The sequence below is a fragment of the Arenimonas oryziterrae DSM 21050 = YC6267 genome (genome assembly GCF_000420545.1).
Taxonomy (GTDB): Bacteria; Pseudomonadota; Gammaproteobacteria; order Xanthomonadales; family Xanthomonadaceae; genus Arenimonas; species Arenimonas oryziterrae.
This window is the reverse complement of record NZ_ATVD01000004.1, coordinates 129,853-147,781: the sequence shown is the minus strand read 5'-3', so window position 1 is coordinate 147,781 and position 17,929 is coordinate 129,853. Positions and strand designations below refer to the sequence as shown.

The window sequence follows — 17,929 nt, the reverse complement described above, 5'->3', positions numbered from 1 at the left end:
CAAAGTGGCAGGGCATGTCCGCCGACGTGCGCTGTGCTAGCGTCACGATGGGGCAGGGTTGCAGGGGACCGGGGACGCATGGCGCAGTCCGTTTCATTCGCTTGGCGGGTGGCCTGGGTGTTGCTGCTCGGGCTGCTCGCGTCGCCGCTGCGTGCGCAGGAGTGCCCGGTGCCGGCGCGCGGTCAATCGCTGACCTCCAGTTTGTCCCTGCTGCCCGGCGACGATCCCACGATCACCCTTGCACAGGCGCGCGATTTCGCCCGTGCCGGAAAATTCCGTCCGCTCGGTGCGGCCACGCCGAGTTTCGGTTTCGTGTCCGGCGCGTTGTGGGTGAGTTTCGACCTGCCGGCCAGCGACAGCGAATGCAAATCCCTGCTGGTCATCGAGCAGTCCCGGCTCGATCGCGTCGACGTGCACGTGTTCGCCGGCGACGTCGAACGACAGACGCTGTCCCTGGGCGATGCCGATGTCTTCGCCGCCCGCGCCTTGCCGCATCGGTATTTGAACGCCAGCATCGACCGCCCGGCCGGGCGCGAGCTGCGCGTGTTCCTGCGCGTGCAATCAACGAGTTCGGTACAGCTGCCGATTTGGCTACATACCGAGGCGAGCCTGCTGCGGCTCACGCACCAGGAACAAGCCGGGCAAGGCCTGTATTTCGGCATCCTGCTGGCCCTGCTGCTCTACAACTTCGCGGTGATGGTATCGATCCGCGAGGCCAGCTATTTCTACTACGTCGTCTATGTCGCGTCCTTCGGCATGTTGATGCTGAGTTTCGGCGGCTACGGCTTCGAGTTCCTGTGGCCGCGCTCGCCCGGCTGGCAGAACGCGGCGCTGCCCTTGTCGATCGCGGCGGTGCTGGGCAGCTCGGTCGCGTTCGCGCGCAGCTTTCTCGATCTAGATCGCACGGCGCCGCGCGTGGCGCGTCTTGCGCGCCTGAGCATTCCGCTGGCCGGGCTCATGGGCTTGCTCGCCCTGTGGCCGGGCCTGCTGCTGCCGATGACGATGGCGCTCAATGCCGCGATGGTCGTCTTCAGTCTGCTGGTGACTGTGGGTGCAGTGCTGAGCGCGATGCGCGGATTTCGTCCCGCTTACTACTTCCTGCTTGCCTGGGGCCTGCTGATCACCGGCGGCGTCGCTCTGCCCTTGTCCTCTTTCGGATTGTTGCCGCGCACGCTGGTGACCGAATACGGCCTGCAGTTCGGGTCGGCGGCGGAAATGCTGCTGCTGTCGTTTTCGCTGGCGTATCGCATCACCTTGCTGCGCAACGAACGTATCCGCGTCGAACGCGAGGCGCGCGAAAACCTCGAACAGCGCGTGCAGGAACGCACCCAGGCGCTGTCGGAAACTGCGGAGCGTCTGAGCCTGGCCAACCAGCGGCTCGCGGAAACCAGTCTACGCGACGGCCTCACCGGGGTGTTCAATCGGCGCTATCTCGATCAGTCCTTGCCGTTGCGGTTCGCCGATTGTGTGCGGCGCGGCCAGCCGATCGCCTTGCTGATGATCGATATCGACCACTTCAAGGCGATCAACGATGACCATGGTCACGCGACGGGCGATGATTGCCTGCGCGAGGTCGCGCGGCGGCTGGCGGGGCTGGCGCGCAGCGGCGAGGAATTTGTCGCCCGTTACGGCGGCGAGGAATTCGCGATCGTGATGCCCGGCGCCGACCGCGAGCAGGCGATGGCGCTGGCCGAACGCTTGCGTCGGGAAATCGGCGACAAGCCGGTCGTCACCGAAGACACGACCTTGCGGGTGACCATCAGCCTCGGTGTGACCTGCGAAGAACGACCGGGCGAGGAATCGCCGCTGCATCTGGTGCGGCGCGCCGATCGCGCCCTGTACGAAGCCAAACGCCTGGGGCGGGACCAGGTCTGCGTCGCCTGAGTCCGCGTCCTCTGAATCCGCGTCCTCTGAATCCGCGTCCTCTGGATCAGCGTCCCCAGGGAATAGGTCGGCCGGCCTTCATGAAGTCGATGTAGTCCGGCTGCGCCATGCCGGGGTCGACCCAGTAGTTGGGCGAGGCGGCGAACTGGGTTTTTGCGTAGCGGATCGCTTCCGCCTCCGTCGCCAAGGTGGCGGCGGCAAAGGACGCCGGCTTTCCGAACAGGGCCGGAAACGAATAGATGTCCGTGTGATCGGCCGTGCCCACGTCCTCGGCTTCGAACACCCACAACTGGATGCCGTTGAACACCGGACGCAACTCGATCCAGCGCACGCCGGTCTCGCCCGACGAGCTGACCCCGCCGATGAACTGTTGCAGGGATTTGCCGCGACGGAGCAGGGATTCGAGCGTATCGACAGGGTGGTGGCGCATGGATCACCTCGGGGGCGGTGAACGGAATGTACCGTATCGCGCGCCCGCCGGCAGCGGGTTCAGGGGCCAGCGAGGGCCGATTGCAGGCGTTTTTTCGCAGCCGCGAGCGGACCGGCATACGCGCGCGATCGCCCGATGCGGCGTTTGTGCAGGGCCGGGCCTTCGCGCAGGGACGACTCGTAGCGCAGGCCGAGGAAGGCGCAGACCACGCGCAGGACCATCTCCGGTTTTTCCACCAGACTTTCGTAGTGCACGTCGAGAATGCGCCCGGAAATCAGCGGGTGCAGATGCTGCATCCAGGCCTGGTAGCCGACGTGGAAACTGGCGATGGCCTCGGCATCCTGTTGCGGCAGCAGGACTTCGTTGCCTGGCTGCGTGAGGATCGACAGACAGGTGTCGAGCGGATCGCGCACGACATGCAGGAAGCGCGCCTCCGGCAGGGCGCGGGCAATGAGCGCAGCCATGAGGAAATCCATCGGCTGGCTTTCGCAGACGAAAGCCTTGCCCTGGCTTTCCTTGGCGAGGATGTCTCGGCAACGCTCGCCCAGGGCGGCGAAGTCGGTGCCGAGGCTCGCTTCGACCATGGCGGCATCGAAAGGCCGCATGCCGCTGATCGCCAGCTGACGTCGCAGCTGCCGCGCGAAGCCCACACGCGTGCCGCTGGCGCGGACCTGCGAATGCCGGCCCAGCTGGCGACCCAGCAGGGCGATGCCCGCGCGCGGCATGCCGATGACGAAAATCGGGGTCTGTCCCTGTGAGGCCAGCGCCGCCGGGGCGAGAAAGGCCGCATCGCAATGCCGGATCAAGGCGCCGAACAGGGCATCGGTGTCGGTGCCATGCTGTCCCTGGCCGGCGGCGGCGCGGCGGCGCTGCAGGATCGGTGTTAACGCCGCCCAGGCCTCGTCATTCTTGCCGAGGTCGTCGAGTTCCTTGAACAAGGCCAGCGAGACCAACTCGTCCGTGCCGTTGGCGGCGGCCGTGGCCTGTTCCAGCCGGCGCAGACGATCCAGGTGGTTGTGTTCGGGCGTGACCCGATGCAGGCCCGCGAGCGCCCAGTGCGCCTTGCTGTGCAGGGGATTGAGGGTCAGGCAGACCTCGAGATCGCGTTCCGCCTCTTCCGGCTGGCCGTCGCCGCGGAAGGCAATCGCACGGTTGTAGTGCAGCGAGGCCTGGTCGGGCTGGCGGGCGATGGCCTGATCGAACAGGTTCAGCGCCCGCGGTAGATCGCCCAGCTGCGTGAACACCACGGCGAGCGAGTCGATGACCACGGCATCCTGCGCCGGCGTCGCCAGCGCGCGTTCCGCCGTCTGCCGGCTCAGATCGAGATCGCCGGCCAGCAGATGGCAGCGGGCGAGGTGGGCGAGCACTTCGGGACGGTTGGGGTCGTCGACGAGGATCTGTTCGGCCATCGCCACGGCTTCTTCGAAGCGGCCGCGGCGGGCGGCGATCATCGACAGGCGGAAGCGCGCGGGCCCGTGTTTGGGGTCGCGCGCCAGGATGCTCTCGAAGCAGGCCTGCGCCGCCTCGAGATTCTCGTTGCGGGCGTGCCAGATGCCGCGCTGCCACAGCCTTTGCAAGCGATTTTCCATCCTGCAAGTCTAGCCGTTCGCCGTCGGGCAAATCAGGCCCGGCTTCGCAAATTCGGCGATCGCCGCCGTTTGGGCGCCGCCGCCCTGTAAAATGGCGGCATGGCAATCCTTTCGTTCCAGAACGTCGACTTCAGCGTCGGCGGCCCGCGCCTGCTCGAGCAGGTCACCCTCACCATCGACCCCAACGAGCGCGTCTGCATCGTCGGCCGCAACGGTGCCGGCAAGTCCACACTCATGCGCCTGATGTCCGGCGACGCCCGTCCCGACGACGGCGAGATCCGCACCTTCGGCAGCCGCATCGCCGGGCTGGCACAGGAAGTCCCCAAGACCCTCACCGGCACGGTGTTCGACGTCGTGGCCATGGGCCTGGGCGAACTCGGCCAGCACCTGGCGCACTACCACCACCTCCTGCACGACGGCGCCGAGATCGACATGGACGCGCTCGGCGACGTCCAGGCCAAGATCGAAGCCGGCAACGGCTGGCAGATCGAACAGCGCGTCGAGCAGGTCATCAGCAAGCTCGACTTGCCCGAGGACGCGGAATTTTCGGCCCTGTCCGGCGGCATGAAGCGCCGTGTCCTGCTCGCGCAGGCCCTGGTCGCGGCACCCGATCTGTTGCTGCTCGACGAGCCGACCAACCATCTGGACATCGAATCGATCGCCTGGCTGGAAGAATTCCTGAAGAACTATTCCGGCAGCGTCGTGTTCGTGACCCACGATCGCGAATTCCTGCGCAATCTCGCCACCCGCATCATCGAGGTCGACCGCGGCCAGGTCACCAGCTGGCCTGGCGACTACGAAAACTATCTGCGCCGGCGCGAAGAGCGCTTGCATGCGGAGGCGCAGGCGAACCTGCTGTTCGACAAGAAGCTCGCGCAGGAAGAAGTCTGGATCCGGCAGGGCATCAAGGCGCGGCGCACGCGCAACGAAGGCCGCGTGACCGCGCTAAAGGCGATGCGCCGCGAGCGCGCCGAGCGGCGCGACCAGTCGGGCAATGTCCGTCTTGCTGCGGCGGGTGCGGCCAACTCGGGCAAGAAGGTGTTCGAGGCCAAGGACGTGGATTTCGCGTTCGGTGAGCGCGTGCTCGTGCGCGATTTCAGCACGGTCATCCAACGCGGCGACAAGATCGGCCTGATCGGACCGAACGGCTCGGGCAAGACGACCCTGCTCAAACTGCTGCTGGGCGATCTCAAGCCGCAGCGTGGCGAAGTGCGCATCGGCACCAATCTGGAGATCGCGTTCTTCGACCAGTTGCGCAGTGCGCTGCGCGAGGACTGGAATGCCCTGGACAACGTGTCCGAGGGTCGCGAGTTCATCGAGATCAACGGCGGGCGCAAACACGTGATGGCCTACCTGCAGGATTTCCTGTTCAGCCCCGACCGCGCGCTGGCGCCGATCACGCGATTGTCGGGTGGCGAACGCAACCGCCTGCTGCTCGCGAAACTGTTCGCCAAGCCCTCGAACCTGCTGGTCATGGACGAACCAACCAACGATCTGGACGTCGAAACGCTGGAACTGCTCGAAGAGCTGCTGATCGACTATCCGGGTACCCTGATCCTGGTCTCGCACGATCGCGCCTTTCTCGACAATGTCGTCACCAGTTCGCTGGTCATGGAAGGCAATGGCCGGGTCGGCGACTACGTCGGTGGCTACAGCGACTGGCAGCGTCAGCGTCCGAACCAGCCCAAGCCCGGCAACAATGCGCCGCGGCTGACGCCGGAAGTGGCGAAAACCACGGCCGCTCCCGTCGCTGCGACGGCACCGGCGCCGGCCAAGCGCAAATTGGGCTTCAAGGAACAGCGCGAGCTGGAACAGCTGCCGGTGCTGATCGAATCGCTCGAAGCGCGCGTCGCGGAAATGACGGCGGAACTGCATTCGGCCGAGTTCTACAAACAGGGCAGTGCGGCGGTGACCGCTAAAAACCAGGCCTTCGCCGCTCTGCAGGCCGAACTCGAAACCGCGTATGCGCGCTGGAACGAGTTGGAGTGAACTCCCTCTCCCAGGGGGAGAGGGCCGGGGTGAGGGGAAATCAGTTGCTGCGCCAGTCCGAACGCCCCTCATCCGCCCTTCGGGCGCCTTCTCCCCGTCTGCGGGGAGAAGGCTGCGGTTGCGATAAAATATTTCCTTACGCCTAGCTCCGGATCCGCCATGGCCAGCATCAAGCAAGAAGACTTCATCCAGTCCGTCGCCGACGCGTTGCAGTACATCTCGTACTACCACCCGGTCGACTACATCAAGAATCTCGCGGCCGCCTACGAGCGCGAGGCCTCGCCCGCCGCCAAGGATGCGATCGCGCAGATCCTGATCAATTCGCGCCTGTGCGCCGAGGGCCATCGCCCGATCTGCCAGGACACCGGCATCGTCACGGTGTTCCTCGAGGTCGGCATGAACGTGCGCTGGGACGACGCGACGATGGGCGTGGAGGACATGGCCAACGAAGGCGTGCGCCGCGCGTACAACCACCCCGATAACAAATTACGCGCCAGTGTGCTGGCCGATCCGGCCGGAAAACGCAGCAATACCAAAGACAACACGCCGGCGGTCGTCAACGTCAAGATCGTGCCGGGGGATACCGTCGACGTGATCGTCGCCGCAAAAGGCGGCGGTTCGGAAGCGAAGTCCAAGTTTGCGATGCTCAATCCTTCCGACTCGATCGTCGACTGGGTGCTCAAGACCGTGCCGACGATGGGCGCCGGTTGGTGTCCGCCGGGCATGCTCGGCATCGGCATCGGCGGTACCGCCGAGAAAGCGATGCTGCTGGCGAAAGAAGCGCTCATGGAGCCGATCGACATCACCGACCTGCAGGCGCGTGGTGCCAGCAATCGCGCGGAAGAATTGCGCTTGGAGCTGTACGATAAAGTCAATGCGCTCGGCATCGGCGCGCAGGGCCTCGGCGGCCTGACCACGGTGCTCGACATCAAGGTCAAGGACTATCCGACGCACGCGGCAAACCTGCCGGTCGCGATGATTCCCAATTGCGCCGCGACGCGTCATGCGCACTTCACGCTCGATGGCAGCGGCCCGGTCATGCTCGATCCGCCCTCGCTGGCGGATTGGCCACAGCTGACCTACGACGCGAGCAAGGGCCGTCGCGTCGATCTCGACACGGTGACGCCGGAAGACGTCGCCAGCTGGAAGCCGGGCGAAGTCATCCTGCTCAACGGCAAGCTGCTGACCGGTCGCGATGCCGCGCACAAGCGCATCGTCGACATGCTCAACAAGGGCGAGAAGCTGCCGGTCGACTTCCGCGGCCGTTTCATCTATTACGTCGGCCCGGTCGATCCGGTGCGCGACGAGGTGGTCGGCCCGGCGGGTCCGACGACGGCCACGCGCATGGACAAGTTCACGCGCCAGGTCATCGAGACCACCGGTCTGCTTGGCATGGTTGGCAAGGCCGAACGCGGCCCGACCGCGATCGATGCGATCCGCGACAACAAGTCGGTTTATCTCATGGCCGTCGGCGGCGCGGCGTACCTGGTGTCGAAGGCGATCAAGGCCTCCAAGGTCGTCGCGTTCGAAGACCTCGGCATGGAAGCGATCTACGAATTCACCGTGCAGGACATGCCGGTGACGGTGGCGGTCGACAGCCAGGGCACGTCGGTGCACCAGACCGGCCCGAAGGAATGGCAGGCGCGTATCGCCGGCATTCCGGTCGTCGTGGAATAGCGTCGACCGTGGTCTCCCTCTCCCGCTTGCGGGAGAGGGTGCCCGCGAAGGAATAGAGTAGGGTAGTCACATCCATCCGTACGGAGCCTGCCATGGTCATTTGTCCTATCGCCGTCGCCGTCGGTTGCCGGAAATGCCCGGTGTTTTCGGTCTGTCCGGTCAAGAACATCATCGGCGATGCAGCCGAGGCCAAGCCGGCCACCGCCAAGCCCGGTCCGCGGGTCAAGGCCGCGCTGGTCCGCACCGAAGGCAAACGCCGCCCGTCCAAACGCAAGCAGACCAAGACCGGCGGTAAGCGCCGACACTGATCGTCGGCCCTGGTATCGCAGGCGGGGTGTCGCATCCCGCCAAAAAAGCGGTTATGTTTTGGCCGACTGTGTTTGCGATGGTCACGGTGAATCGTGGCCAGATGCGGTTGATCCAAACGATCCGCTCCATCTAGCACCTCGCTTCCCTGGCAACCTCAGTCGCGCCCACGGCCCTCGCCGTGGAGCGTTCCCATTGATCGTTCCAAGGAAAAGCGCCATGTCGGATCGTCAGGTCGGTACCGTGAAATGGTTCAACGATGCCAAGGGTTTCGGTTTCATCAGCCGCGACAACGGGGAGGACGTGTTCGTGCACTTCCGCTCCATCCAGGGCAACGGCTTCAAATCGCTCAAGGAAGGCCAGAAGGTCAGCTTCGTGCTGGTCAAGGGCCAAAAGGGCATGCAGGCGGACGAAGTCCAGCCGATGTGATCGGCTCTGCCGCGACACCGGCCCCGGGCGGCAACGCCCGGGGCTTTTTCTTGGCCGGCGCCTTATGCTGTGCGCTCTTCCAGGAGGCCCGATGACCACTCTCTATTTCTCCCCGAGCACTGCCAGTCTGGTCGTGCACTGGTTGCTGATCGAACTGGGCCTGCCGCACGAATTGCGCCGGTTGGATTTCGACAAGCGCGAGCACAAGAGCGCCGAATACCTCCAGCTCAACCCGGCCGGTGTCGTGCCGACCCTGGTCATCGACGGGCAGCCGATCACCGAGGCGGCGGCGATCGTCCTGCATCTGGCCGATGCGCATCCCGGCGCCGGACTCGCGCCCGCGCCCGGCACGCTGGCGCGCGCCAGGTACTACCAGTGGATGTTCTTCATGGCCAACACCCTGCAGCCGGCCTATCGCGCCTGGTTCTATCCGACCGAACCGGCCGGCGCGGAAAACGTTGATGCCGCCAAGGAAGAAGCCCGCCAGCGCATCGAATGGGCCTGGAGCCAGGTCGACGCGCATCTGGCGGCGAACGGCCCCTACCTGCTCGGCGCGAAGATCTCCGCCGCCGATTTCATGATGACGATGCTCATGCGCTGGTCGCGCAACATGCCCAAGCCCGCGCATACCTGGCCGGCCCTGGGCGCACACGCGGCGACGATGAAATCCCGACCCGCTTTCAAGGAACTGTATGCTCGCGAAGGCCTGAGCGACTGGACCTGACCGCATGAGCCTGATGACCACGCAACTCCTGTTGGCCGGCGCCACCGGTCTCGTCGGCGGAGCGGTGCTGCGCGAACGCCTGGCCGACAGCGCCTGGCCCGGACGCGTGCTGGCGCCGGTGCGGCGCAGCTTGGCCGTGTCCGATCCGCGCGTGGTCCCGGTCATCGATGCGCTCACGTCGCCGGGAGCCGATGGCGAGTTGTATGCGCAGGTCAGCGATCGTCTCGGTGGCGCCGCCCTCGATGTCTACATCAGCTGCCTGGGCACGACGATCAAGACGGCCGGCTCGCGCGAAGCCTTCATCGCGGTCGACCGCGAACTCGTGTTGCGCTTGGCCAAGCTCAGCTACGACCTGGGCGCACGCCGCGCGATTCTCGTGTCGTCGGTCGGGGCGAGCCGGCAATCGGCGAATTTCTACCTGCGCGTGAAAGGTGAAGTCGAGGACGTGGTCGGCGAGCTTGGTTTCGAGCGTCTCGACATCCTGCAGCCCGGGCTGCTGCTCGGCGCACGCAGCGAACGCCGCCCGGGCGAGGCCGTGATGCAGGCGATCGCGCCGCTGACCAATGCCCTGATGATCGGCAAGAAACTACGACGCTACCGCGCGATCGAGGCCCTGGATGTCGCCCGCGCCATCGTCGCTCTCAGCGAACGCAGCGAGCCGGGGCAATTCGTCCATGAGCACGATGCGATTCTGGCGTTGAGTGCGGCAGAGTCGGGGTCATGAGCAAGGACATGAAAGCGCTGATCATAGGGTTGGCCAGTGGGATATTCGTCTTTTTTGCGTTGGGAATCGCTGCGTCGCAGTATTCCGACTATCGGGCAGCGGCACAATCGTCTGGGTGGATGGGCGATTTGCAGAAGACGCAGAAAACCATTGAAGGAAACATCATCAGTCGTCAAACCACGAACTCTTCTGGTCAAGGGGTCGCTGCTCCGGACTTCGGAAAAAATGCGCCAGCTCACTTTGAAATTCGCAATGACGGCGTGATCATCGCCCACGGCGGCTCCGCCGGGCAGATCTTGGTTCTGATACCAGAGCTGCAGAACGGCGCCGTGGTGTGGAGTTGCTTTGGCGGGTCCAGCAAAGACGTTCCGATGCGTTGTCGGCCGCGAGAGAAGCGCTAGCTACTGCGCGTCATTTCAGCAACGGCGCCAACGCCGTCCAAACATGATCCCGCAGCTTCGGCTGCGCGGCCGCGACGGGATGCATATTGTCGGCCTGGAAGTTGCGACGGTCGCTCGCGACGGGTGCGAGCAGGAAGGGCAGTAGGGCCGTCTTGTACTGCTTGGACAGCGCCGAATAGTTGGCTTCGAATTCGCGCGTGTAGTCGGGACCGAAATTCGGCGGCAGGCGCATGCCGACCAGCAGGACCTTTGCCTTCGATTGCAGCGCGGCGCGGATCATTGCATCGAGATTCGTGCGCGTCTGCTGCAACGACAGGCCGCGCAGGCCGTCGTTCGCACCCAATTCGATGACGACCACCGCCGGCTTCACGCGCTTGAGTTCGGCGGCGATGCGCGAGGCACCGCCGGCCGTGGTTTCGCCGCTGATGCTCGCGTTGACCACGCGCCAGTCCGGGTGCGTGGTCTTCATGCGCGCGGCGGTCAGCGGCACCCAGCCCTGGGTCGCGCTCAGGCCGTAGCCGGCGGACAGGGAATCCCCGAGCACGAGCACCGTCCGCGGCGCCGGGGCGGTGGCATAGGCCGGGGTCATGATCGCCGCCAGCATCAGCAGACCCATGACCATTGGCATGACGACGCCCCGTTGAACCCGGGCCTGCCACAATCCATGTACTGACTTCATCCCGATGACTCCTGAGCTCATGACCCTTTCCATGGCGGCGCAATCCACGCATTCAAGCACCGGCTCGCTGGTGGCGGAAACCCTCGGCAAGCGCGTGAGCCTGCCCGACCACGAGCTGACCATTCTCGACGATGTCAGTTTTACCATCGGCGCAGGTGAAGCCGTCGCCATCGTCGGTGCGTCCGGTTCAGGCAAGAGCACCTTGCTGTCCCTGCTGGCCGGCCTCGATGTGCCGACTGCGGGCGCGGTGAGTCTGGATGGCCAGGTGTTGTCGACGCTCGACGAGGATGGCCGCGCGAAGATTCGCGGCGAGAAGGTCGGTTTCGTGTTCCAGAGTTTCCAGTTGCTGCCGGCGCTGACCGCGCTCGAAAACGTGATGCTGCCGCTGGAACTGCGAGGCGATCGCGACGCCGAGACTCCCGCGCGCGCCATTCTCGAGCGCGTCGGCCTCGGCGAGCGTCTGGAGCACTACCCGCGACAGCTCTCCGGCGGCGAACAACAGCGCGTCGCCCTGGCGCGCGCCTTCGTGGCCCAGCCGGCCCTGCTGTTCGCCGACGAGCCGACGGGCAATCTCGATACCGCCACCGGCACCGCGATCGTCGATCTGCTGTTCGAACTCAATGCCCACCACGGCACGACCCTGGTCCTGGTCACGCATGACGAACGGTTGGCCGCGCGTTGCGGACGCATCCTGCGCCTGGTCGCGGGGCGTCTGGTCGCATGAGGGCCGCTCTGAAGATTCCCGGACTGGCCTGGCGTCAGCTGCGCCGCGATCTCGCGGCCGGCGAGATCCGCATCCTGCTCGCCGCGCTGATGCTGGCGGTGATGGCGGTGACGGCGGTGGGCTTTCTCACCGATCGCGCCGAGCGCGCGTTGTCGCTTGAAGCCAATCGTTTGCTCGGTGGCGATGCCGTGCTGCGCGCCGACGAGCCACTCGCTCCGAAATGGCGGGCGCTTGCCGAAGCGCCCGGTCTGAAACACACCGAAACGCGCGCCTTTCCGAGCATGGTGCGGGTCGGTGAAGCCCTGAAGCTCGGCGACGTGCGCGCGCTCGGCGAGGGTTATCCGTTGCGTGGCAGCTTCCGCGTGCAGGTCGACGCGGGCGCGGCGGAAACCGTCGCGAGCGCCGTGCCGCGACCCGGTACGGTGTGGATGTCCCGTACGGGCGCGCAGGCCTTGTCGGCGAACATCGGCGACGAGGTACATGTCGGCAATTCCGCCCTGCGCCTGGCTGCATTCGTCGTGCAGGAGCCCGATGCGGCCCTGGACTATTTCGCGACCGGCCCGAAGGTGTTTCTCAATCTCGCCGACTTGCCGGCGACCGGACTGGAGCAGGAAGGCAGCCGCATCACCTATCGCCTGGTGATCGCGGGCGACGCGTCCGCCGTGGAGCGATTCCTCGCCCAGGCCAAACCGGCGCTGGATCGCGGACAGCGTCTGGAAACCGCGGCCGACGCGCGCCCGGAAATCCGCAGTGCGCTCGATCGGGCGGGGCGTTTCCTCGGCTTGGCGGCATTGGTGTCGGTGGTGCTCGCGGCGGTGGCTGTCGCGATGGCGGCGCGTCGTCACAGTGCGCGCCATCTGCAGGGCAGCGCGGTGATGCGCTGCCTGGGCGCGAGCCAGGGCACGCTCGTCGGCATCCACATTGGCGAATTGCTGATGCTGGGCTTGATCGGCAGCGCAGGAGGCGTTTTGTTCGCGCTCGGATTGCAGGCGGTGATCGGACAGTGGTTGGCGGGTGCGTTGGGCGTGGCCATTCCGGCGGCGGGCTGGCGACCGGCTTTGGAAGGTTTCGGTGTTGGCCTGACGGTGCTGCTCGCCTTCGGGGTGCCGCCGGTGTTGGCCCTGCGTCGTGTGCCGGCACTGCGCGTGCTGCGCCGCGATCTGGACATCGCCGAACCCAGCGCGTGGATCGCCGGTGCCGTTGGTCTGGCCGGTCTGGGTTTGTTGCTGTGGTGGAAAGCTGGTTCGCCGACGCTGGGTACGGCGATGCTCGTGGGCATCGTCGGCACGCTCGCCGTGCTCTCGGCGTTGGCGTTCGCGCTGATTGCTGTCGTGAAGCGTCTGCGTTCGCGCATGACCGGTCCCTGGCGCTATGGGTTGGCCAATGTCAGCCGCCGCACCGGTGCCAGCGTCGCGCAGATCTCGTCGCTGGGCCTGGGCCTCATGGTGCTGCTGTTGCTGACGTTCGTGCGCACGGATCTGCTGTCGCGCTGGCAGCAATCCTTGCCGGCTGATGCGCCGAATCGTTTCCTGATCAATGTGCAGCCCGAACAGGTCGAGGGCGTGACCCGGCAGTTGGCGAGTGCGGGTATCAAGACACCGACGCTGTATCCAATGATCCGCGGTCGTCTGGTGCAGGTGAATGGCCGCGCGATCAGCGGCAAGGATTTCGAGGGCGTCGACGACGACGGCCAGGCGCAGCGCCGCGCGGAGCGCGAATTCAACCTCAGCTTCAGTGCCAAGCTGCGCCCCGACAATGAAGTCACGGCCGGACGCTTCTGGCCCGCGGACTATCGCGGCGCCCCGCAGTTGTCGGTCGAAGAGGGCTATGCGAAAACCCTGGGCTGGAAGATCGGCGACCGCATCACGTTCGACATCGCCGGCCAGTCCTACCAGGCGACGCTGACCAGCTTCCGCAAGGTCGATTGGGAATCCTTCCAGCCAAATTTCTTCGTCATCGGTTCGCCCGGGTCGCTGGACGACTATCCGGCCAGCTATATCGGCGCGGTGCATGTGGATGACGCGCAGGCCGGGTTCACCGGTGACCTGGTCAATGCGTTTCCGAACCTGACGGTGATCGACATCGATGCCGTGCTCGACCAGGTGCGCAGTACCGTGCGTCAGGTGACGATGGTGGTGGAATCGGTGTTTTATTTCTCGCTGGCGGCGGGCTTGCTGGTGTTGTTCGCCTCGGTGAGCGCCTCGCAGGACGAACGTCTGCTCGAGGGCGCGGTCATGCGCGTGCTCGGCGGCAGTCGCCGGCAGTTGTTGCTTGCGCAGGCCTCGGAATTCGCCGTGATCGGCCTGCTGGCCGGCCTGACCGCGGCGACAGCGGCGACGGTTCTCGCCGGTGTGATCGCCAAGCAGGTATTCAATCTGCCCTGGGCAGCCGACTGGCCGCTGGTTCTCACCGGAACCTTGATCGGTACGAGCGCGGCGATCATCGCCGGCATGCTGGCGACGCGACGCGTGTTGAGTGCGCCGCCGTCGGTGACCTTGCGGGAACTCTGAATCGTCGCGGCGTCCACCGACGCCGCGACCTCAGTTCCAGAACCAGGCGATCGCGAAAACCGCGAGCATCAACACGGCCAGTCCGATCTTGATGACGGTGCCGACCGCGAGGCCCATCCAGGTCGCCAGACCGATGCGCGAGGCTTTGCGCCAGTCGCTGCCTTGGGTTTTTTCGCCGGCGATGGCGCCGACGAACGGACCCAGCACCAAGCCGGGCAGCCCGAAGAAAAAGCCCGCGAGCGTGCCGATGGCCGCGCCCCACATCGCATGTTTGGACGCGCCTGCGCGCTTGGCGCCGTAGAGCGAAGTCAGGATGTCCGCCGCGAGCGCCAGCAGCATGATCACCGCCAGCAGGACCAGGGCGCCGGCGCCGATCTGGCGGAAATCACCGGCCCACGCGGCGAGCAGCATGCCCACGAACATCAGCGGCAGGCCGGGCAGGGCCGGCAGCACGGTGCCCGCGAGACCGACGACGATCAGCAGCGCTGAGAGGAGGTAGAGCACCAGTTGGTTGTCCATCGTGTTCGCGCGATCTCGCTGTTGAATTCGCAAGCAGCATTGGGTGTCGTACCGTTTCTTGCAAGTGCGCAAAGAAAACGGCCCGCCGAAGCGGGCCGTTCCTTGGTGCGGGTGCCGACGAGGTTCAGTTCTGCGAGGGGGTGTTCTCGCTGAGGTACTCGTGGCTGTCGGCGTTGCGGATGGCGTCGTTCGGATTGCTGATCGCCAGGCTCTTCGCGCCGGACTGGCCGTAGACCACGTCGTCGGTGTTGGCGACGATGTCGAAATGGCTGGTCTCGTGGATGATCGTGCCGGCGCGCGAGTCGGTGCCGGTGTTCGGAGCGGTCCAGAACGCGCCGCACAGGTAGATGCGGTACGGCTGGTTCGGATACACGTAGGCGTAGGTGTTCTTGGTGGTGCAGCTGCAGTTGAAGGTGATCGTCTTGGTGTCGAGCGTGCTGTCGATGTTGACGAAGTGCGACTTGACCGTGCCGTAGCGGCTGCTGGTGTAGGCGCCGAACCAGGTCGTGTAGCGCGCGCCGACCGTGCCGAGGTTGAGATAGCCCTTGGCGTTCTCGGAGTAGTTGCGCGCCGAGTTCAAGGCCGTGGCGAGCTGGGTCTGGCGGGTGGCCGAGCAGGACTCGTAGCAGGTGCCGCCGGTGCAGGTGGCCGTCGCGCCGGGCTTGGCCTGGACCGAAGCGCTATCGCCCTTCTTGATCTGGCCGAGCACGTTGGCGCCGTCGACCCACAGACGCAGCGGGGCGGTTTCGATGCTCGACAGGCCACCGTTGGCACGCGCGATCGCGCGGCCGCGGCCGGTCTTCGCGCCCTGCAGGTAGGACTTGAAGCGGATGTCGTATTCGCCGGTCGCCGACAGGTCATAGGCCGTCGACAGGTCCGCACGGACCACGCGGGTCTCGCCCGGCTGCAAGGTGACCAGGTCGCCCTCGGTCGGGGCCGCACGCTTGATCATCGGGCCGACGTATTCGACGCGCTCGCCCTTGTGGAACACCTCGAACAGATCGGAGTTGATCTGGCCGGTCGGCAGCTGCCAATACGGAATGCGCAGGGTTTCGCGGCTGGTATTGGTGATCTTGAACTCGACCGTGCCCATGAAGGCCTCGGTGCTGCTGGCGTCGGCGTACATGCTGACGGCGACCGGATTTTCCAGGCTCGGTTCCTGCTCCTGGCGGACGGCAAACGCCGAGCCGGCGACGGCGACCAGTCCGGCGGCCAGCCAGACATTGCGGAAGGTGTTCGACATGCGGTTCCCCTCGAATGTGAAGAAAAAAGCCCGGAAGAAGTCCGGACCGGCCGACCATAGCGAACTGTGAGCCAGTTCGCATGTTGCGTTGCGGGATGGCGGATTTGCCGCTGAGGCCCGACCGGTCCAGCGGCTATATTGGCCGCCTGCTGCCCCTGCCTTGGCGCCTTGCGACGGAGTGAAGATGGACCTTCCCACCCGGGCCGAGGACGGCCATACCTGGACTACCCGGCTGTGGCCGGCAGCGGACGCCCAGGCCGGACTGTTCTGGATTCCCGCGCTCGGGGTCCCCGCGGGTAAGTACGAGCGCTGGGCGCAAAGCCTGGCGGCGCGTGGCGTCACCGTCGCGGTCCACGAATGGCGGGGTAACGACACCAGTTCCCTGCGCCCGGCGCGGGACAGCGACTGGGGCTATCGGGAACTCGTCGCGACGGACATGCCGGCAAGCTTGGCGGTCGCGCAGTCGGCGGCGCCGGGACTGCCCTGGATGCTCGGTGGCCACAGTCTGGGCGGCCAACTGGCCGTGATGGCGGCGGCGTTGGATCCCGAAGCGTTCGCCGGCTTGCTGCTGATCGCGACCGGGGTTCCTGACCAGCGATCGTTTCGTGGCGGCCAACGGGCGCTGATCGCGATCTTCGCGCGTGTGGTGCCGCTGATCACGTCCGTGTTCGGCCTGTTTCCCGGCGACCGGCTCAACTGGGCGGGCCGGGAGGCAGCGACGGTCATGCGGCAGTGGGCGGGCACGGTGCGCACCGGAAACTACGACAACGTGGGACTGCCCGGCGATATCGAACAGGCGATGAAACAGCTCCGTTTGCCGGCACTCGGTCTGCGTTTCACCGATGACTGGCTGGTGCCCGAAGCCTCACTGGATGCCTTGTTCGGCAAGCTGGGCGAGGGCAGGCACGTTCGCGAGTCGTTCGACGCGGCCCGCTTGGGCGATCGCGCCGACCATTTCCGCTGGATGAAAACGCCCGAGCCGGTGAATGCGACCGTGGCGGCGTGGATCCGGGCTCAGTTCTTGTAGTCGCGGTGACAGGCGTCGCAGGCTTTGTCGATCTTGGCGAGGGCGGCTTCTGCGGCGGCGCAGCTCGCCGGCGGTGTCATCAGCGCGCCATCGGCCGCTGCGCGCAAGTCGCCGGCGTAACGACTGAATTGCTGGTCGCCCTGCATCGCCTCGAAGGCCGGCTCGATGTCGTTGGCGACGAATCGCAGCGTCTGCAATCGCGGCACGGTGTCGGTGGGAGCGCAGCGGTTCTGCTTGACGCTCTGATCCAGCGATTTGACCTGCGCCTTCAGGACGGCCATGACGCCGTTCGGATAGGAGGTGCCGCGATTGAGGGTGTTGATCAGGATGGCGGCGCCCACGGCACCGAGGACAAAGGCGATCAGGGCAAGAATCAGGGAACGCATTCGCTGGGGCTCCGCAGGGACCGCAGCGAAGATATCACGGCTTCATCGTCATCGACGTCACCGCAGAAACGAACATGCCGCGACGGGAGGGCCCGTCGCGGCATGCCGGTTTATCGCACGATGAGCGAAGGGCTCAGCGCAGCAGCACCACACGGTTGCCGGTCACGCGCACGGCAGAGCCGACGCGCAGGTTTTCCGAATACGTGTTCTGGTTGATGACCACGCGGCGGCCATCGTCCATGCGCACGGTGATGTTGAACGTCTGCTCGTTGCGCTTGTTCTCGATGGCATTGCCCGCAACTGCGCCTGCGACTACGCCGGCGACCGTGGCGGCCTTCTTGCCGTCGCCGCTGCCGACCTGGTTGCCGACCACGCCGCCGACGATGCCGCCGAGCACGGCGCCGGTGCGGGTGTTCTCGCGAGCTCCGTAAACGGTTTCGATGTTTTCGACACGACCGCAGTCGTAGCAGCGGACCGGCTGCGGCGCCGCAGCGACCGGCGCGCGGCCATAACCGGGCGAGGACTGGGTGGCGCAAGCGGAGAGAGCGACGCATACAACGGCGAGGGCGAACAGGCGAATCTTCATGGCGGTGCCTCCTGAGGAAAATGTTGGGCTGACCGTACGCAGCGCGTGCTGAATCAATACCGACCGGCCGCCGCGGTACTCACAAGGGCTATACAATCCGCT

18 protein-coding genes are annotated in these 17,929 nt (G+C 65.8%); 11 read left to right on the top strand and 7 right to left on the bottom strand.

Annotation, left to right across the window (positions count from 1 at the left end):
* The first annotated feature begins 78 nt into the window (after positions 1-78).
* The gene (locus tag G467_RS0111605) at positions 79-1,884 is read left to right on the top strand and encodes a sensor domain-containing diguanylate cyclase (protein ID WP_022969907.1); all 1,806 of its coding nucleotides are present in this window, start codon (positions 79-81) and stop codon (positions 1,882-1,884) included.
* Positions 1,885-1,930: 46 nt separating this feature from the next.
* On the opposite strand, the gene G467_RS0111600 is transcribed toward G467_RS0111605, so the two are convergent.
* Both G467_RS0111600 and G467_RS0111595 read right to left on the bottom strand, forming a co-directional pair.
* Positions 1,931-2,314 carry a hypothetical protein gene (locus G467_RS0111600; protein ID WP_022969906.1) on the bottom strand — a complete coding sequence of 128 codons (384 nt, stop codon included), beginning with the start codon at positions 2,312-2,314 and terminating at the stop codon, positions 1,931-1,933.
* 59 nt (positions 2,315-2,373) lie between these two features.
* Entirely contained in the window at positions 2,374-3,891 is a 1,518-nt protein-coding gene (locus tag G467_RS0111595) for a tetratricopeptide repeat-containing sulfotransferase family protein (protein ID WP_162140759.1), read from the bottom strand.
* Positions 3,892-4,002: 111 nt separating this feature from the next.
* Between G467_RS0111595 and G467_RS0111590 the strand changes: the two genes are divergently transcribed.
* The 7 genes from G467_RS0111590 (at position 4,003) to G467_RS0111560 (ending at position 10,153) form a co-directional block, all read left to right on the top strand.
* Positions 4,003-5,892, top strand: coding sequence for an ATP-binding cassette domain-containing protein (locus G467_RS0111590; protein WP_022969904.1), 1,890 nt, complete (start codon positions 4,003-4,005; stop codon positions 5,890-5,892).
* Positions 5,893-6,051: 159 nt separating this feature from the next.
* Positions 6,052-7,569 carry a fumarate hydratase gene (locus G467_RS0111585; RefSeq protein ID WP_022969903.1) on the top strand — a complete coding sequence of 506 codons (1,518 nt, stop codon included), beginning with the start codon at positions 6,052-6,054 and terminating at the stop codon, positions 7,567-7,569.
* Between the two features lie 92 nt (positions 7,570-7,661).
* Positions 7,662-7,877, top strand: coding sequence for a hypothetical protein (locus G467_RS17860; protein WP_081644664.1), 216 nt, complete (start codon positions 7,662-7,664; stop codon positions 7,875-7,877).
* 217 nt (positions 7,878-8,094) lie between these two features.
* Positions 8,095-8,304, top strand: coding sequence for a cold-shock protein (locus G467_RS0111575; protein WP_026802618.1), 210 nt, complete (start codon positions 8,095-8,097; stop codon positions 8,302-8,304).
* 91 nt (positions 8,305-8,395) lie between these two features.
* Complete coding sequence (locus tag G467_RS0111570; protein WP_022969901.1) at positions 8,396-9,028, top strand: glutathione S-transferase family protein; 633 nt, start codon at positions 8,396-8,398, stop codon at positions 9,026-9,028.
* Positions 9,029-9,032: 4 nt separating this feature from the next.
* Positions 9,033-9,752 carry a Rossmann-fold NAD(P)-binding domain-containing protein gene (locus tag G467_RS0111565; RefSeq protein ID WP_022969900.1) on the top strand — a complete coding sequence of 240 codons (720 nt, stop codon included), beginning with the start codon at positions 9,033-9,035 and terminating at the stop codon, positions 9,750-9,752.
* The gene (locus tag G467_RS0111560; protein ID WP_022969899.1) at positions 9,749-10,153 is read left to right on the top strand and encodes a hypothetical protein; all 405 of its coding nucleotides are present in this window, start codon (positions 9,749-9,751) and stop codon (positions 10,151-10,153) included. Before G467_RS0111565 ends, G467_RS0111560 begins: the two co-directional genes overlap by 4 nt.
* A 10-nt stretch (positions 10,154-10,163) precedes the next feature.
* On the opposite strand, the gene G467_RS0111555 is transcribed toward G467_RS0111560, so the two are convergent.
* Positions 10,164-10,832 carry an arylesterase gene (locus G467_RS0111555; protein WP_022969898.1) on the bottom strand — a complete coding sequence of 223 codons (669 nt, stop codon included), beginning with the start codon at positions 10,830-10,832 and terminating at the stop codon, positions 10,164-10,166.
* Between the two features lie 19 nt (positions 10,833-10,851).
* On the opposite strand from G467_RS0111555, the gene G467_RS0111550 reads away from it, so the two are divergent.
* The gene (locus G467_RS0111550) at positions 10,852-11,556 is read left to right on the top strand and encodes an ABC transporter ATP-binding protein (RefSeq protein WP_162140758.1); all 705 of its coding nucleotides are present in this window, start codon (positions 10,852-10,854) and stop codon (positions 11,554-11,556) included.
* Positions 11,553-14,066 carry an ABC transporter permease gene (locus tag G467_RS0111545; protein ID WP_022969896.1) on the top strand — a complete coding sequence of 838 codons (2,514 nt, stop codon included), beginning with the start codon at positions 11,553-11,555 and terminating at the stop codon, positions 14,064-14,066. Before G467_RS0111550 ends, G467_RS0111545 begins: the two co-directional genes overlap by 4 nt.
* Positions 14,067-14,096: 30 nt before the next feature.
* Here G467_RS0111545 and G467_RS0111540 read toward each other — a convergent pair whose 3' ends face one another.
* Entirely contained in the window at positions 14,097-14,585 is a 489-nt protein-coding gene (locus G467_RS0111540; RefSeq protein WP_022969895.1) for a DUF456 domain-containing protein, read from the bottom strand.
* A gap of 124 nt (positions 14,586-14,709) precedes the next feature.
* The gene (locus G467_RS0111535) at positions 14,710-15,828 is read right to left on the bottom strand and encodes a M35 family metalloendopeptidase (RefSeq protein WP_022969894.1); all 1,119 of its coding nucleotides are present in this window, start codon (positions 15,826-15,828) and stop codon (positions 14,710-14,712) included.
* 184 nt (positions 15,829-16,012) lie between these two features.
* Here G467_RS0111535 and G467_RS16555 point away from each other — a divergent pair, with 184 nt between their 5' ends.
* The gene (locus G467_RS16555) at positions 16,013-16,855 is read left to right on the top strand and encodes an alpha/beta hydrolase family protein (protein ID WP_022969893.1); all 843 of its coding nucleotides are present in this window, start codon (positions 16,013-16,015) and stop codon (positions 16,853-16,855) included.
* Here G467_RS16555 and G467_RS0111525 read toward each other — a convergent pair.
* Positions 16,843-17,241: a hypothetical protein gene (locus tag G467_RS0111525; protein WP_022969892.1), complete on the bottom strand. Its 399-nt coding sequence runs from the start codon at positions 17,239-17,241 to the stop codon at positions 16,843-16,845. The two genes, G467_RS16555 and G467_RS0111525, sit on opposite strands and share 13 nt — an antisense overlap.
* A gap of 133 nt (positions 17,242-17,374) precedes the next feature.
* Positions 17,375-17,827, bottom strand: coding sequence for a glycine zipper 2TM domain-containing protein (locus G467_RS0111520; protein WP_022969891.1), 453 nt, complete (start codon positions 17,825-17,827; stop codon positions 17,375-17,377).
* Positions 17,828-17,929: the final 102 nt, after the last annotated feature.

Excerpts from the sequence above, each read along its gene's own strand:
- G467_RS0111605 (WP_022969907.1), top strand. The coding sequence starts at position 79 with ATGGCGCAGTCCGTTTCATTCGCTTGGCGGGTGGCCTGGGTGTTGCTG.
- G467_RS0111575 (WP_026802618.1), top strand. The coding sequence starts at position 8,095 with ATGTCGGATCGTCAGGTCGGTACCGTGAAATGGTTCAACGATGCCAAG.
- G467_RS0111600 (WP_022969906.1), bottom strand. The coding sequence starts at position 2,314 with ATGCGCCACCACCCTGTCGATACGCTCGAATCCCTGCTCCGTCGCGGC.
- G467_RS0111545 (WP_022969896.1), top strand. The coding sequence starts at position 11,553 with ATGAGGGCCGCTCTGAAGATTCCCGGACTGGCCTGGCGTCAGCTGCGC.
- G467_RS0111570 (WP_022969901.1), top strand. The coding sequence starts at position 8,396 with ATGACCACTCTCTATTTCTCCCCGAGCACTGCCAGTCTGGTCGTGCAC.
- G467_RS0111520 (WP_022969891.1), bottom strand. The coding sequence starts at position 17,827 with ATGAAGATTCGCCTGTTCGCCCTCGCCGTTGTATGCGTCGCTCTCTCC.
- G467_RS0111550 (WP_162140758.1), top strand. The coding sequence starts at position 10,852 with ATGACCCTTTCCATGGCGGCGCAATCCACGCATTCAAGCACCGGCTCG.
- G467_RS16555 (WP_022969893.1), top strand. The coding sequence starts at position 16,013 with ATGGACCTTCCCACCCGGGCCGAGGACGGCCATACCTGGACTACCCGG.
- G467_RS0111560 (WP_022969899.1), top strand. The coding sequence starts at position 9,749 with ATGAGCAAGGACATGAAAGCGCTGATCATAGGGTTGGCCAGTGGGATA.
- G467_RS0111555 (WP_022969898.1), bottom strand. The coding sequence starts at position 10,832 with ATGAAGTCAGTACATGGATTGTGGCAGGCCCGGGTTCAACGGGGCGTC.
- G467_RS0111525 (WP_022969892.1), bottom strand. The coding sequence starts at position 17,241 with ATGCGTTCCCTGATTCTTGCCCTGATCGCCTTTGTCCTCGGTGCCGTG.
- G467_RS0111585 (WP_022969903.1), top strand. The coding sequence starts at position 6,052 with ATGGCCAGCATCAAGCAAGAAGACTTCATCCAGTCCGTCGCCGACGCG.
- G467_RS17860 (WP_081644664.1), top strand. The coding sequence starts at position 7,662 with ATGGTCATTTGTCCTATCGCCGTCGCCGTCGGTTGCCGGAAATGCCCG.
- G467_RS0111565 (WP_022969900.1), top strand. The coding sequence starts at position 9,033 with ATGAGCCTGATGACCACGCAACTCCTGTTGGCCGGCGCCACCGGTCTC.
- G467_RS0111590 (WP_022969904.1), top strand. The coding sequence starts at position 4,003 with ATGGCAATCCTTTCGTTCCAGAACGTCGACTTCAGCGTCGGCGGCCCG.
- G467_RS0111535 (WP_022969894.1), bottom strand. The coding sequence starts at position 15,828 with ATGTCGAACACCTTCCGCAATGTCTGGCTGGCCGCCGGACTGGTCGCC.
- G467_RS0111540 (WP_022969895.1), bottom strand. The coding sequence starts at position 14,585 with ATGGACAACCAACTGGTGCTCTACCTCCTCTCAGCGCTGCTGATCGTC.